A 15,724-nucleotide genomic window follows, 5' to 3' on the forward strand; every position below is an offset into this window, starting at 1 on the left:
GTCTACCCGGTCAAGGGTGTGGGCAACGCCACGCTGATGGACGAGGCGGCGCTGCGCGAGAAGTACGGCGTCGACGGCCCCGGGTACGTCGACCTCGCCCTGCTGCGCGGCGACCCCAGCGACGGGCTGCCGGGGGTCCCCGGCATCGGCGAGAAGACGGCCGCGAAGCTGCTCGACGCGTACGGCGACCTGGCGGGGATCATGGCGGCGGTGGACGACCCGTCCTCGAAGCTCACCCCGTCGCAGCGCAGGAAGCTGGACGAGTCCCGCCCGTACATCGCGGTGGCCCCGACGGTGGTCCGCGTGGCCCACGACGTACCGCTGCCGCCCTTCGACCCGGCGCTGCCCGTCACCCCGGCGGAGCCGGAGCGGCTGCTGGAGCTCTCGGAGCGGTGGGGCCTGGGGAGTTCGCTGAACCGGGTGATGGAGGCGCTGGCCGCGCGCGCCACCTGAACAACGCGGCGGTGCCGCCCGGGGTCAGGGCCGGGCGGCACCGGTCTTGCGGGGAGGCGGCCTCCTACGGGTTGAGGTTGATGGTGAAGGTGGACGTGGTGTTGCGGATGTCGACGGCGTTCCCGCTCATCTGCAGGTTGTAGAACGTCGCCGATCCGACCGCCGGACCCTGCCCGGCCTCGGGCAGCTCGTTCGCCCAGAGCCCGAAGCCGGACTTCGCGTCGTACGCGTCGCCGCTCTTCTTCGCCCCGGTGATGGTGATGTCCCGCAGGATCGTGTCCTTGATCGGGTTGACCGGCTGCCCGCCGACGTACTGCGTCTGGAACATGATCCCGCTGTACGTCGGATCCACGATGTCCACGTTGTTGATCCGGATCCCCTGGAAGACCTTCGAGGCGGAGAAGAGCCAGATGCCCGGGAAGGTCTGCGCGCCCCAGAAGTGGCCGCCGCATCTGACGATGGAGATGTTCTCGAAGGTCGTCGGCGAGGTCCCGAAGCCGTTCATCGGATAGCCGAAGTCCAGGGAGCTGATGGTGATGCCGGAGTAGACCAGCGTGTCGGCGATATGGATGTTGCGGAAGGTGTTGTCGTATCCGCCGTAGACGGCGATTCCCGCCGCACGCCAGGTCAGCGTGGTGGTGAGGTTCTCGTAGACGTTGTTCTTCTCGTCGGCTCCTCCCGCGTCGATGGCGGAGAACAGCGCGAAGCTGTCGTCGCCGGTGGACCGCGCGTCGTTGTTGACGACGTGGTTGTCGGTGCTGCCGTTCGTCATGTTGACGCCGTCGGCGAACAGGTCCCGGATCCGGGAGTTCTTGATGGTGACCCGGTCGGTGTTGGCGCCCCAGTAGAGGCACACCATGTGCTCGTTCCAGACGTTGTCGATGGTGACGTCGGCGGTGTTCGCGAAGTCGAAGACCTTGCCCGGGCCGTCGATCCGCGAGGTGTAGTTGCCGAAGTAGGCGAAGTTCGCGAACGACGAGCCGTTGGCACTCGCCTCCGCCCGGAAGCCGATGTCCGTGTTGGTCTGCGACGACGGCGCGTGGAAGCGGGTGAACCAGGGACCGGCCCCGGTCACCTTGACCGCCTTGCCGTAGACCTGGAACTTGCTGGACGTCTCGTAGTTCCCGGCCGGCAGGTACACGCCGGTCAGCTGACCGGTGGTGTCCATCCGGACCCGGTCCAGCGCGTTCTGCACGTCCTGGTGCGAGAAGCCCGCCGGCACGGCGTACCGGGCCGGGTCGGGGTTGGGCAGCTCGGTCGCCTTCTCCAGATCGACGAAGTCGACGGCGTACGTCGTGTCGTTCGCCGCGTCCTTCTGCAGCCTGATCCTGCTCCCGGCCGGCACCGTCCGGTCGAGCAGCATGTTCGACTCGTCGTAGACGTGCCGCGCCGGGCCCGAGCCCGGGTCGTTGCCGGGCGACGCCTCCGCCCCGTACAGCCAGGCGTACTTGGAAGTGACGCTCAGTGCCTTGTGGAAGACCCCGTCGACGTACACGTTGAGCGTGGAGTCACGCCCGCCGCCGCCGGCCGCGTCCGGGATGGAGATGCGCGCGACCAGGGTGTTCGTCTCGGCCTTCGTGGTGAACTCCACGTACTGCCCGGTGCTGTTCAGCGTCACGGCCTTGCGGCCCGACGCCTCGCCGGCGAGGTCACCGATGGTGCGGTTGGGCCCGATGACCTGGGCCCCGCCGCCGGTGACGCCGGACTCCGCCTCGTAGGTGTCGTACGGCATGCTGGCGCCGCGGCCGACGAACAGCGGCAGGGTGGAGGTGTTGTTGGCGCGCTTGACGGCCAGTTCGTTGGCGTCGGGGTCGAGGACGGTCCTGACCGTGTACTTCCCGTTGACGGCCGTCCAGGTGCCCAGCGTGACCGGGGAGGTGGTGGAGCCGGCCGCGATGGTGCCCGAGTAGCTGCCGGTCAGTGTCTTCACCGTCTGCCCGCCGGAGTCCAGCACGGTGAGCGTGATGCCGTGGGCGCCGCTCGCCGAGGCGACGTTGCCCTGGTTCCTGATCGCCACCTGGAAGGTGACGGTGTCGCCCGCCGCGGAGGCGCTGGGCGTCCAGCTGACCGGGGAGGCGACGAGATCGGAGCTGTCGACGGGCCGGACCACGAGCGCGGTGGAGCTGGTGTAGGTGTTGTTGCCCTCGTTCTGCTCGATGACCTTGTTGGTCTCGTCGACCTCCGCGCCCGGCAGATAGCTGCCGGCCTCCTGGGTGCCGATCGGGGCGGACACGGTCGTGGAGGCGCCCGCGGCGAGCGCTCCGACGGGCGCGGTGCCCACCTTGTTGCCGCCGAGCCTGAAGGTGACGTCGGTGGCGGCGGACGCGGCGTTGCCCGCGTTGCGGACCGTGGCGCTGAGGGTGATCGTGTCCGTCTCGACGGGCGAGGCCGGCGAGGCGGTGATGCCGGTGACCACCAGGTCGGGGTTGGGCGCCGGGGTGCCCAGCACCTGGAACTCGGCGACCTGCCCGGCGGGCGCGCCGGTGTTGGCGGTGAACCGCAGCTGTACGTCGGCGACCCGGGCGCTGACCGGGATGGTCACCAGGTTGCCACTGCTCGGCGCGAAGGCGTAGTCCTTGCCCGCGACCAGGCTGCTGAAGGTGGACGCGCCCTGCTCACGGCCCAGCACCTCGAAGGTCTGGGTGCGCGGCCCCCAGGCGCTGTCGGGGTTCAGCTTGACGACGACGGAGCTGAGGTCGGCGTTGGCGCCGAGCTTGACGGTGAGGGTGCCCGGGTAGGCACCGCCGGCGCCCTCCCAGTAGGTGCTGGTGGAGTCGTCGTTGGCGTTGGCGGCGACGAAGGTGTGCACGGTCGACGACGCCTCGATGGGCTTGCCGACCGCGAGGTTGGAGTCGCTGCCGCTGCCGGTGCGGGTGACGGTGTTGCTGTCGCCGGACTGGTTACCGGCAGCGTCCTTGGCCCGTACGAAGTACGACACGGTCGCGCTCGCCGGCTGGCTGTCGGTGTACGTCAGCACGTTCCCGGCGACGCTCGCCCGCAGCGTGCCGTTGGCGTACACGTCGTAGCCGGTCACCCCCACGTTGTCCGTCGACGCCTGCCACGTCAGCCTGATCTGGCCGGCGGCGGGCTCGGTGTACGCGAGCCCGGACGGCGCGGTGGGCGCCTGCGTGTCGCCGGTGGCCCCCTGCCGGGTGACGGTGTTGCTGTTGGCGGACTGGTTCCCGGCGGCGTCCTTGGCGCGGACGAAGTACGAAACGGTGGCGCTCTCGGGCTGGTTGTCGGTGTACGTCAGCACGTTCCCGGCGACGCTCGCCCGCAGCGTGCCGTTGGCGTACACGTCGTAGCCGGTCACCCCCACGTTGTCCGTCGACGCCTGCCACGTCAGCCTGATCTGCCCGGTGGCCGGCTCGGTGTACGCGAGCCCGCCCGGCGCGGCCGGCGCCTGTGTGTCGCCGGTGGCCGGTCCGTAGATCTCGAACTCGGAGACCTGCGCGGCGGGCCAGCCGGTGTTGGCGGTGACCCAGACCCGTACGTACCGGGTGGTGGCCGGGTCGAAGGTGATCGACGCCGTCTGCTCGTTCGCGACGCTGAAGGAGTAGCCCTGGGACGCGGTCAGGTCGGTGAAGTTCGACCCGTCCGTGCTGCCCTGGAGCTTGAGCGTCTGGGTGCGGGTGTCCCAGCCGGCGGGGAGCTTGAGCACGACGCGGTTGACGGGGACGGCGGAGCCCAGATCCGCGCGTATCCACTGCGGGAAGGCGTCGTTGGTGCTCTCCCAGTACGTGGCCTGGTTGCCGTCGTTGGCGTTGGCGGGGGCGTAGGTCTGGGTCTGGCCGCTGGCCGTGAGCGTGCGGCCCAGCGCCAGGTTGCCGGACGACGAGTCCGCGCCGTGGACCTCCAGCTCGGAGAGCTGGGCCGCGGGCCAGCCGGTGTTGGCGGTGACACTGACGCGTACGAACCGGGTCTGGGCGGCGGCGAAGCCCACGGTGACGGTGTTGCCGTCGGCGGGTCCAAAGGAGCGCGGCGCCGCGGCGGACAGGGTGCTGAAGCTCGTGCCGTCCGGGCTGCCCTGGACGGCGACGGTCTGGCTGCGCGCCTCCCATGAGGCGGGGAGCTTCAGCACGACCTCGTCGATCCGGGTGGTGGCGCCGAGGTCGACCTGCACCCACTGGGGGAAGGTGCTGCCCGCGCTCTCCCAGTAGCTGCTCTGGTTGCCGTCGGTGATGTTGGAAGCGACGTACTGGGCGTTGGAGCTGCTGGCCGTGGCCGGCTTCCCGGCGGCGAGGTTCGGCCCTCCGGCGGCGCCGGCCGTATACGACGGCAGTCCGTAGGCGCACAGCACTCCGGCGAGGGCGGCGACCAGTACCCGCCAGCGCCCGCGTGATCGTCTCATGTGGGGGTCCCTTGCGACTCGAAGTGGATCACATAGGTCGAATTCTTGCGTTCACAAGTTGGAGAGTTGCAGGATTCTGTCGATGAGTCCACAGGTTCGGCAGGGTGACCTACAGAAGCGCAGGCCAAAGGCACCGCCGAGAGGGTTTTGACACGCCCTTGACAAATTGACGGGGTGTTGCCAGCATGCAACACGCTTGCCGCCAGCCGTAATTACGTGGCTCCAACACGCAAGAACGACGCAGAGCGCCATCCCTGACTGCTCCCCCACCCTCGTCAGGAGGAAGCTCCATGCCCGCACGCCCGCACGCCTTACGGACCGCGCTCCCGGCCCTCGCCCTGCTCCTCGGCGGACTGACCGCCGCCGGCCCGCCGCCGGCCGCAGCCGCCGAGGACCCCGCGGCCGTCGCGGCGATCCCGCCCGGCGACTACCAGCAGGTGCAACTGGCCCTCGGCTCCGACGAACTGGGCGAGCCGATGTCCCTCACCGTTCTGCCCGACCGCTCGGTGCTGCACACCGCGCGCGACGGAACGATCCGCTTCACCGACCCCGCGGGCAACACGAAGACCGCGGCGAAGCTGGACGTCTACACCCATGACGAGGAGGGCCTGCAGGGCATAGCCGCCGATCCGGGCTTCTCCGCCAACCGCCATGTCTGGCTCTACTACTCGCCCCGGCTCACCACCCCGGCGGGCGACGCCCCGGTGACGGGCACCACCGCCGACTTCGAGCCCTGGAAGGGGCATCTGAACCTCTCCCGCTTCACACTCCGAACGGACGGCACCCTGGACCCGGCGACGGAGAAGGTCGTGCTGCAGGTCGCCAACGACCGCGGCCAGTGCTGCCACGTGGGCGGCGACATCGACTTCGACGCGAGCGGCAACCTGTATCTGACGACCGGCGACGACACGAACCCCTTCGACTCCGCCGGCTACGCACCGATCGACGAACGCACCGACAGGAACCCGCAGTTCGACGCCCAGCGCTCCTCGGGCAACACCAACGACCTGCGCGGCAAGCTGCTGCGCATCAAGCCGACCACGGACGGCGGCTACACGATCCCGTCCGGCAACCTGTTCGCCCCCGGTACGGCGAACACCCGCCCCGAGATCTACGCCATGGGCTTCCGCAACCCGTTCCGGATGTCCGTCGACAAGCCCACCGGCACGGTCTACCTCGGCGACTACGGCCCCGACGCCGGCACCACCGACCCGAACCGCGGCCCCAGCGGCCAGGTCGAGTTCGACCGGATCACCGCCCCCGGCAACTACGGCTGGCCCTACTGCACCGGGACGAACACCACCACCGAGACCTACAACGAGTACACCTTCCCGAGCGGCCCCTCGGGCGCCAAGTACGACTGCGCGGGCGGCCCGGCGAACAACTCCTTCCGCAACACCGGCCGCCCGGTGCTGCCGCCCGCCAGGGCCAGCTGGATCCGCTACGCCGGCGACGCCGGATCCCCGCCGGAGTTCGGCAGCGGCTCGGAGTCCCCGATGGGCGGCGAGGTGTACCGCTACGACGCCGCCTCGGGATCGGCCGTGAAGTTCCCGCAGTCCCTCGACGGCCGCTACTTCGCCGCGGAGTTCGGCCGCCAGTGGATCAAGGCGATCACCGTGAACGGCGACGGCTCCCCCGGCACCATCGAGGACTTCCCGTGGACCGGCACCCAGATCATCGACACCGACTTCGGCCCGGACGGGGCGCTGTACGTCCTGGACTACGGCACCGGCGGCGGCAACCAGGCGCTGTGGCGCATGGAGTACCTGGCCGGCAGCAACCGCAACCCCGTCGCCGCGGCCTCCGCCGACAGGACCTCCGGACCGACCCCGCTGACCGTGCAGTTCTCCTCCGCGGGCAGCTCCGACCCGGAGGGCGGCGCGCTCACGTACTCCTGGAACTTCGGCGACGGCGCGACGTCCACCGCGGCCAACCCGTCCCACACTTATACGACGAACGGCACCTACCAGCCCACCCTCACGGTCCGCGACCCCGAGGGCCTGACCGGCACCGCGAGCCTCGTCGTCACCGCGGGCAACACGGCGCCCGCCGTGACGCTGCGCACGCCGGCGAACGGTGCCCTGTTCTCGTTCGGCGACACCGTCCCGTTCACCATCGACGTCAGCGACCCGGAGGACGGGGCGGTGGACTGCTCCAGGGTCCGCCTCACGTATCTGCTGGGCCACGACAGCCACGAGCACCAGATCACGAGCACCACCGGCTGCTCCGGCACGCTCACCGTCCCGGCCGACGGCGAACACGACGCGGCGGCGAACATCTACGGGGTCTTCGACGCCTCGTACACCGACAACGGCGGCCTGACGGGCCACGGCAGGAGCATCCTGCAGCCCCGGCACCGGCAGGCCGAGCACTTCACCGCCCAGTCCGGCATCCAGCTCGCCTCGCACGCCCCCGCCGAGGGCGGGCAGACCGTCGGTTTCACGGACGACGGCGACTCGATCTCGTTCAGCCCCTACGCCCTGGCCGGCGCCTCGCAGGTCTCCGCGCGCGTGTCCTCCGGCGGCGCGGGCGGCACGATCGAGGTACGGGCGGGATCGGCGTCCGGCTCGCTGCTGGGCGCCATGACGGTGCCGGTGACGGGCGGCTGGGAGACGTTCACCGACGTGTCCACGACGCTCTCCGGGGCGCCGTCGGGGACGACGGCGCTGTACCTCGTCTTCCGGGGGCCGACGGGCCAGGGGAACCTCTTCGACGTCGACGCCTTCACGTTCACCTCGGGCTCCGCGCAGACGGTGGAGGGCGAGGCGTACACCTCCGGCTCCGGCGTGCAGATCGCACCGCACGCGCCGGCCAGCGGCGGGCAGACCCTCGGCTACATCGACAACGGCGACTGGGCGGCGTACTCCGGCGTCACGACGGCGGGCGTCACGAACTTCAGTGCCCGGGTCTCCTCCGCCGGGGCGGGCGGCACGATCCAGATCCGCGACGGGTCACCGACCGGGACCGTACTCGGGTCGGTGGGAGTGCCCGTCACCGGCGGGTGGGAGACGTTCACCACCGTCAGCACGGCGGTGAACGCCGGGACCGGGCCGCTGTATCTGACCTTCACGGGCGGCTCCGGTTCGCTCTTCGACATCGACACCCTGACCGTCTCCCGCTGATCCGGCCCGATTGGAGCCCGCGATGCATTCCCTGTTGAAGCGTGCCACCGCCGCCGTGGCCCTCGCGCTGGCCGCCGGGGCGCTGCCCCCGAGCGCCCACGCCGCCGATCCCGCGTACGACGTGCTGGTCTTCTCCCGTACGACCGGCTTCCGGCACGACTCCATCCCTGCGGGCACGGACGCCATCCGCGCCCTGGGAGCCGCGAACAACTTCACCGTCACCGCCACCGAGGACCCCGGCGCCTTCACCCCGGGCAACCTCGCCGGCTACGAGGCGGTGGTGTTCCTCAACACCACCGGCGACGTCCTGGACGACACCCAGCAGTCCGCGCTGCAGGCCCACATCGACGGCGGCCGCGGCTTCGTCGGCGTGCACGCGGCCGCCGACACCGAGTACGGCTGGTCGTACTACGGCGATCTGGTCGGCGCCCGGTTCAAGAGCCATCCGGCGATCCAGCAGGCGCGGATCGTCAACGAGGACCGCACGCATCCCGCCACCGCCCATCTCGGCGAGAGCTGGACCCGAACCGACGAGTGGTACAACTACCAGACGAACCCGCGTGCTTCGGTGCGCGTCCTGCAGTCGCTGGACGAGAGCAGCTACAGCGGCAGCGAGATGGGCGGCGACCATCCGATCACCTGGTGCCACGCGCAGGGCAGCGGCCGGTCGTTCTACACGGGCCTCGGCCACACCGCGGAGTCGTACGGCGAGACCGCCTTCCGCTCACTGCTGCTGGGCGCGATCCGGTACGCGGCGGGCGTCGCCCCGGCCGACTGCTCGCCGAGCAGCAGCACCCGCACGGTGGAGGGCGAGGCGTACACTTCCGGCTCCGGCGTGCAGATCGCGGGGCATCCGCCGGCGAGCGGCGGGCAGACCCTGGGCTACATCGACAACGGCGAATGGGCGGCATACTCCGGCGTCACGACGGCGGGCGTCACGAACTTCAGTGCCCGGGTCTCCTCCGCCGGCGCGGGCGGCACGATCCAGATCCGCGACGGGTCACCGACCGGGACCGTACTCGGGTCGGTGGGAGTGCCCGTCACCGGCGGGTGGGAGACGTTCACCACCGTCAGCACGGCGGTGAACGCCGGGACCGGGCCGCTGTATCTGACCTTCACCGGCGGCTCCGGGGCGCTGTTCGACATCGACACCTTCACGCTGACGTACGGGGGCGGCACCCTCGACAGCGGCGTGCATCTCTTCTACTACCCCTGGTACGGCAGTCCCGCCGTCCTCGGCAGCTGGCGGCACTGGCAGCAGGGCGGCCACACCCCGCCCGACGACATCGGCGCCAACCTGTACCCGGCCCTCGGGCCGTACGACTCGGGCGACTTCACCGGCGCCGTCGCACAGCAGATGAAGTGGGTGAAGCGGTCCGGCGCCGGCGTCATCGTCTACAGCTGGTGGGGACGCGGGGGTTACGAGGACAACCTCGCCCGCGGAGTCCTGGACGCGGCCGCACGCGAGGGCATCAAGGTGGCCTGGCATCTGGAGCCGTACGGCGGCCGCACCGCCGCCTCCACGGTCTCCGACATCGAGTACATCAACAGCACCTACGGCAGCCACCAGGCCTTCTACCGCGACGCCGCGCACGGCGACCGCGGCGCCTACTACGTCTTCGAGAGCCTGCTCATCACGGACTGGACGGCGCTCGACCAGGTCACGGACGACTCGATCGTGCTCGCCCAGACCACCGACACCACCAAGATCGCCCACTTCTCCGGCATGTACACCTACGACGGCATCGCGGGCGCCACCGCCCCCGGCTGGAAGCAGGCCGGCGACTACGCCCGGGCGCACGGCCTGATCTGGGCGCCGTCCGTCGCCCCCGGCTACCTCGACGACCGCGCCGTCCCCGGCAACACCACCCCGACCGTCACCCGCGACAACGGCGCCGCCTACGACCGGCAGTGGAACAACGCCCTCGATCCGGCGATCGGCGGCTCCCCCACCTGGGTGTCGGTGACGTCGTTCAACGAATGGCACGAGGGCAGCTCCATCGAGCCCGCCGACAGCACCCCGCCGGGCGGCTACGGCTACCAGACGTACGACGGGGCCTACGGCCGTACCGGAGCGGACGCCGAGACGGCCTATCTCGACCGGACGGCCTACTGGGCCGGACGCTTCACGGGAGGGGGTGCGTAAGCGGGACAGCGCATGGGACAAGGGAGTCGCGGCCAGGAACCGGGCGGGCCGCGACTCCCGTCTTTGCGGGAAAGGTGTTAGCTTAGGCAAGCCTAAGTGATCGTCCGATGGGAGCGCCCAACGTGGCTGAACGTCCGGCCCGCAAGAAGCCGCAGGTCAACACGGCCCGCGTGGTGCGCTCCGAGCGCCTCACCCCGCACATGGTGCGCCTCGTCCTGGGCGGCGAGACGCTGCGGGGCCTCGGTGTGGGCGAGTTCACGGACCACTACGTCAAGTTGCTCTTCCCCGCCGACGGCGTCAGCTACCCCGAGCCCTTCGACCTCGAAGCCGTCCGCCGCGACCTCCCCCGCCACGAGTGGCCGGTCACCCGCACGTACACCGTGCGCCGCTGGGACGCCGAGGCCCTGGAGCTGACGCTCGACTTCGTCGTGCACGGCGACGAGGGCCTGGCCGCACCCTGGGCGCTGCGCGTCCAGCCCGGCGAGCAGGTCCGCTTCGTCGGCCCCGGCGGCGCCTACGCCCCCGATCCGGCAGCCGACTGGCATCTGCTGGCCGGTGACGAGAGCGCCCTGCCGGCGATCGCGGCGGCGGTGGAGCGGCTCCCCCAGGGCGCGAAGGCGCACGTCTTCCTGGAGGTGTCCGACGCGGCCGAGCACCAGCCCCTCACCGCCCCGCCGGGCGCGGAGATCACCTGGCTGTACCGCGACGGCCGCCCCGTCGGCTCCCGACTCACCGCGGCCGTGAAGGCGCTGGACTTCCCGGCGGGCCGGATGCACGGCTTCGTGCACGGCGAGGCCGCCATGGTCAAGGAGCTGCGCCGCTACCTGCGCCTCGACCGCGGCATCCCGCGGTCGGACCTGTCCATCTCCGGCTACTGGCGCCTCGGCCACAACGAGGACGGCTGGCAGGCGTCGAAGCGCGAGTGGAACGCCCGTATCGAGGCCGAGCAGGAGACCCCCCGGGCCTCGGCGGCCTGAGGGGTTCCACCACCGCTCACCCCACCGAGCTGTACGCCACCACGCCCCGCAGCAGGCCGTCCACGGCCTTGCGCGCGTTGCGCGCCACCGTGGAGCCCTCCGCCGGGGCCGCGTGGGAGATCTGGCCGAGGACGTCGATCAGCTGCTTGCACCACCGCACGAAGTCGCCCGCCGGCATGTCCGCGTCGTTCAGCACCGCGTCCAGGGGCTTGCCGGAGGCCCACTGGTGGGCGGCCCAGGCGAAGCCGAGGTCGGGTTCGCGCTGGCCGACGCTCTCCGTCTGGTTGATCTTGTGGTCCTCCTCCAGCCCGTCGAGCCGGCCCCAGATACGGACCATCTCGCCCAGCGCCGCGCGTGCGTTGCCGCTGGGCAGCTTCGGCGGCATCGCGTCGTCGGACTGGCGCGACTCGTACACCAGCGCCGAGGCGCACGCCGCCAGCTCCCCCGGGCCGAGGCCCTCGAAGACGCCCTCGCGGAGGCACTCCGACGCGAGCAGGTCGAGCTCGCCGTAGAGCCGGGCGAGCCGCCGGCCGTGCTCGGTGACCTCGTCGCCACGGAGGTAGTCCAGCTCGGTGAGCATCCCGTACACCCGGTCGAAGGTCCGGGCGATGGTGTTCGTCCGCCCCTCGATCCGGCGCTCCAGCTGCCGTGTGTCGCGGCGCAGCCGCTCGTAGCGCTCGGCCCAGCGGGCGTGGTCCTCACGCTCGTCGCAGCCGTGGCACGGGTGCTGGCGGATCTCCTCGCGGAGCTTCGCGATCTCCGTGTCGTCCGCCGCGGCCGAGCGCTTCTTGCGGTGCCGGTCGGGGACGTAGTGCCCGGCCTTCGTGCGCAGCGCGGAGGCGAGGTCGCGACGCGACTGGGGGCTCTTGGCGTTGAAGGACTTGGGGATCCGCATCCGCTCCAGCGGCTCCACCGGCACCGGGAAGTCAGCCGCGTTGAGCCGCTTGACCTGCCGGCCCGCGGTGAGCACCAGCGGCCGCGGCCCGTCGAAGTGGTCGTAGCCGTCGCGGCGTCCGCCCACGCGCCCCGGCGGCAGCCCCGGGTCCAGCACCAGCGCCAGCCCCGCGAACTTCCCCGTCGGCACATGGATCACGTCGCCGGGCTTGAGCCGCTCCAGCGCGGTGTGCGCGGCGGCGCGGCGCTGCACGGCGCCCTGCCGGGCCAGCTCGTTCTCCCGGTCCTTCAGCCGCCGGCGCAGCCCCATGTACTCGTCGAAGTCACCGAGGTGGCAGGTCATGGCGGCCTCGTAACCCGCCAGCCCCTCCTCGTTCTTCTGCACCTGCCGGGAGATCCCGACCACCGACCGGTCCGCCTGGAACTGCGCGAAGGAGGTCTCCAGCAGCTCGCGGGAGCGGTGCCGCCCGAACTGCGAGACCAGGTTGACCGCCATGTTGTACGACGGGCGGAACGACGACCGCAGCGGATACGTACGCGTACCCGCCAGGCCCGCCAGGTGCTCCGGGCTCATGTCCCGCTGCCAGAGCACCACCGCGTGGCCCTCGATGTCGATGCCGCGCCGCCCGGCCCGCCCGGTGAGCTGGGTGAACTCCCCCGGGGTGATGTCGGCGTGGGTCTCGCCGTTCCACTTGACGAGCTTCTCCAGCACCACCGACCGCGCCGGCATGTTGATGCCCAGCGCCAGCGTCTCGGTGGCGAAGACGGCCTTCACCAGGCCCCGCGCGAACAGCTCCTCGACGACCTCCTTGAAGGTCGGCAGCATGCCGGCGTGGTGCGCGGCGATGCCCCGCTCCAGGCCCTCCAGCCACTCGTAGTAGCCGAGGACGTTGAGGTCCTCGCGCGGGATCGAGGCCGTGCGCGCCTCGACGATCTCGCGGACCTTCAGCCGGCCCGCGTCGTCGTTCAGCCGCAGCCCCGAGTACAGGCACTGCTGTACGGCGGCCTCGCAGCCGGCGCGGCTGAAGATGAACGTGATCGCGGGCAGCAGCCCCTCCGCGTCGAGCCGCTCGATGACCTCGACCCGGCTCGGCGTCCAGGTACGGCCGCGGGAGCGGCGCTCGCGCTCGCGGTCGGCCTCGCGCATGTTGCGCCGGGAGCGGCCGTAGGTGGGCCGTGGCGTGTCCATCCGGGCGAGCTTGACCAGCTCCGGGTTGACCACCCGGGACGAGGGGACCGTCGCGCCCTGCTCCTCCTCGTACAGGTCGTACATCCGCCGGCCGGCCATCACGTGCTGCCACAGCGGCACGGGCCGGTGCTCGGAGACGATCACCTCGGTGTCGCCGCGCACGGTGTCCAGCCAGGCGCCGAACTCCTCGGCGTTGGAGACCGTCGCGGAGAGCGAGACCAGGGTGACGGACTCGGGGAGGTGGATGATGACCTCCTCCCAGACCGCGCCGCGGAAGCGGTCGGAGAGGTAGTGCACCTCGTCCATCACCACGTAGCCGAGGTTCGTCAGGGTCTGCGAACCCGCGTACAGCATGTTGCGCAGCACCTCGGTGGTCATCACGACCACCGGCGCCTCGGAGTTGACGGAGTTGTCGCCGGTGAGCAGGCCGACCTTGTCGGCGCCGTAGCGCTTGACGAGATCGCCGTACTTCTGGTTCGACAGCGCCTTGATGGGCGTGGTGTAGAAGCACTTCCGGCCCTGGGCGAGGGCGAGGTGCACGGCGAACTCGCCGACGATCGTCTTGCCGGAGCCGGTGGGCGCGGCGACGAGCACGCCCTTTCCGGCCTCCAGCGCCTGACACGCCTCCACCTGGAAGCCGTCGAGGTCGAAGTCGTACAGCTCGCGGAAGGCGCCGAGTGAGGTGGCCTGGTCGGCGGCGCGGCGCCGGGAGGCGGCGTAGCGCTCGGCGGGACTGGGCTCGTCGTGAGTGGGCTGGTCGGTCATCTTGCCTCGAGCCTACCCGCAGGGTGTGACACCGCACGCGATCTTTTTCGCGTGCGGTGTCAGGGCCTGACCGGGCGGAGCCGGCAGACCGGTCCCCGCACTACTAGGTGACGTCGTCGTATCCGCCGCGCCGTGCCGAGTCCGCGCTGTCGGACTCACCGCTCGCCTGCTCGGGCAGGGCGGGCGCGGTGGAGGCGGCGACCGTCTCGACCTCGCCGATGGCCTCCGGCGTCAGATCCAGGTCGGACGCCTCGTCCACGTCCGGCTCCTGCGCCTCGCGGCGGGCCTTGCGGCGGTCGTTCAGCAGCGAGAAGCCGCACGCCCCGAAGTACAGCACGATCACCGGGCCGGCCAGGGCGAACATGCCGATCGGGTCGGTGCTGGGCGTGGCGATCGCGCCGAAGGCCACGATGCTGATGATCATCCAGCGCCACCAGCTGATCATCTTCTTGCCGCTGATCGCTCCGCCCAGGTTCAGCAGCACCAGGACGAGCGGCAGCTCGAAGGAGAGACCGAAGACCACGACCATGCGCGTCAGCAGGTCCAGGAAGTCGGGCACCGGCAGCAGGTTCTTGGTGTCCTCCGGGGTGAACTCCAGGAGCACCTTCGCCGTGGTCGGCAGGATCGCGTACGCGAAGTAGGCACCGCACAGGAACAGCGGCACGCCCACGCCGACGAACCAGATCGAGTACTTCTTCTCGTGCCGGTGCAGGCCCGGGGCGAGGAAGGCCCACAGCTGGTACAGCCAGATCGGCGTCGACACGACCAGGCCGGCCATGAAGGACACCTTCAGCATGGTCGTGAACGGCGAGATGAGGCCGTTCATCGTGAAGTCGGCGCACTGCTTGTGCTCGCCGATGTCGGACACCTTCACCCCGCCGCAACCGACGGAGTCCAGCACGGGCCTCATCAGGAAGTCGACGATGTCCTGATAGAAGAAGAGCGCCGCGATCGTGACGATCAGGATCGCGCCGACCGCCCGGATCAGCCGGTCGCGAAGCTCCCGCAGATGGTCCGCGAGGGGCATGCGCCCCTCGGGGTCCTTCTGCTCTTTACTGCGGGCGGACTTGAGCAACCCACGTCCTCATCTCGTGCGGCCGGCCGTCCCCGGCCGGCCGGTCCTTCCCTGTGCCAACGGGCTGGGAGGGAGCTCCGGTCAGCGCTGCGTCTGCTGGTCGTTCGGCTCGGTGACCGGACGGGAGCTGGTCACGTCGCCGGGCGCCGCCTGGATCGTCTTGGGGGCGGGCTGCGGCGGGTCCGCGGGGGCGGAGGCCGTGTCGTTGCCCTCGGACTTCATCGCCTTGGCCTCGCTCTTGAGGATGCGGGCGGACTTGCCGAGCGAGCGGGCCATCTCGGGCAGCTTCTTCGCTCCGAAGAGCAGGATGATGACGACGAGGATGAGGATGATCTCCGTCGGGCCGAGCCGTCCGAACATAAGCTTCTACCTTCTCACCGAGGCGGCTGGGGGCATCCCCTGCTCGAAGAGCTCGGGGAAGGGTCTGGCTGCGATCGTAACCCGCGAGGGTGAACGGCCGGGAATGTCCCGGCGTGCACCGGTTGCGGCCCCCGCCTCACTGCAGGACCGCGACCGCTTGCAGCGTACCCCCCGGGTCACCCCCGAAAAAGGTCACAGTACGGTATCGGCCGCTCTCACCAGCGGAATTGCCGCCTTTTCCACGTCTGATGCGGCCTTGGCGACCGCCTCGGACGCCTCCTCCACGCGCCGCGCGAGCCTGCGTACCTCGATCCACACGCGTGCGGCGAGCACCCCGAGCACGGCCAGGCCGAGGAAGCCGAGGACGATCGCGGTCATGGGCCAGAGCACGG

The 15,724-nt window shown here is 70.7% G+C and carries 9 protein-coding genes; 4 read left to right on the forward strand and 5 right to left on the reverse strand.

What is annotated here, in order from left to right; genetic code table 11:
- Positions 1-453 (forward strand): 5'-3' exonuclease H3TH domain-containing protein (locus AB0M28_RS25910; protein WP_365409570.1); only part of this gene is annotated, 453 nt, incomplete at its 5' end.
- A gap of 64 nt (positions 454-517) precedes the next feature.
- Here AB0M28_RS25910 and AB0M28_RS25915 read toward each other — a convergent pair.
- Positions 518-4,804: a discoidin domain-containing protein gene (locus AB0M28_RS25915; RefSeq protein ID WP_365409573.1), complete on the reverse strand. Its 4,287-nt coding sequence runs from the start codon at positions 4,802-4,804 to the stop codon at positions 518-520.
- 290 nt (positions 4,805-5,094) lie between these two features.
- Between AB0M28_RS25915 and AB0M28_RS25920 the strand changes: the two genes are divergently transcribed.
- The 3 genes from AB0M28_RS25920 (at position 5,095) to AB0M28_RS25930 (ending at position 11,049) form a co-directional block, all read left to right on the forward strand.
- Positions 5,095-7,926, forward strand: coding sequence for a carbohydrate-binding protein (locus tag AB0M28_RS25920; RefSeq protein WP_365409576.1), 2,832 nt, complete (start codon positions 5,095-5,097; stop codon positions 7,924-7,926).
- Between the two features lie 22 nt (positions 7,927-7,948).
- The gene (locus tag AB0M28_RS25925) at positions 7,949-10,072 is read left to right on the forward strand and encodes a ThuA domain-containing protein (RefSeq protein WP_365409578.1); all 2,124 of its coding nucleotides are present in this window, start codon (positions 7,949-7,951) and stop codon (positions 10,070-10,072) included.
- A 122-nt stretch (positions 10,073-10,194) separates the two neighbouring features.
- Positions 10,195-11,049 (forward strand): siderophore-interacting protein, encoded by an 855-nt coding sequence (locus AB0M28_RS25930; RefSeq protein ID WP_365409581.1) that lies wholly within the window; start codon positions 10,195-10,197, stop codon positions 11,047-11,049.
- A 16-nt stretch (positions 11,050-11,065) separates the two neighbouring features.
- Here AB0M28_RS25930 and AB0M28_RS25935 read toward each other — a convergent pair whose 3' ends face one another.
- The 4 genes from AB0M28_RS25935 to AB0M28_RS25950 all read right to left on the reverse strand — a co-directional run bounded on the left by AB0M28_RS25935 (position 11,066) and on the right by AB0M28_RS25950 (position 15,722).
- The gene (locus tag AB0M28_RS25935) at positions 11,066-13,897 is read right to left on the reverse strand and encodes a DEAD/DEAH box helicase (RefSeq protein WP_365409588.1); all 2,832 of its coding nucleotides are present in this window, start codon (positions 13,895-13,897) and stop codon (positions 11,066-11,068) included.
- A 103-nt stretch (positions 13,898-14,000) separates the two neighbouring features.
- Positions 14,001-14,924 carry a twin-arginine translocase subunit TatC gene (gene tatC, locus AB0M28_RS25940; RefSeq protein WP_365409591.1) on the reverse strand — a complete coding sequence of 308 codons (924 nt, stop codon included), beginning with the start codon at positions 14,922-14,924 and terminating at the stop codon, positions 14,001-14,003.
- Between the two features lie 129 nt (positions 14,925-15,053).
- Positions 15,054-15,332, reverse strand: a complete 279-nt coding sequence (gene tatA, locus AB0M28_RS25945; RefSeq protein ID WP_365409594.1) for a Sec-independent protein translocase subunit TatA — start codon at positions 15,330-15,332, stop codon at positions 15,054-15,056.
- Between the two features lie 192 nt (positions 15,333-15,524).
- A complete protein-coding gene (locus AB0M28_RS25950; protein ID WP_365409597.1) occupies positions 15,525-15,722 on the reverse strand; it encodes a hypothetical protein in 198 nt (65 codons plus the stop codon).
- Positions 15,723-15,724 lie beyond the last annotated feature (2 nt).

Source organism: Streptomyces sp. NPDC051940 (genome assembly GCF_040680895.1).
In the GTDB taxonomy this organism is placed as follows: Bacteria; Actinomycetota; Actinomycetes; order Streptomycetales; family Streptomycetaceae; genus Streptomyces.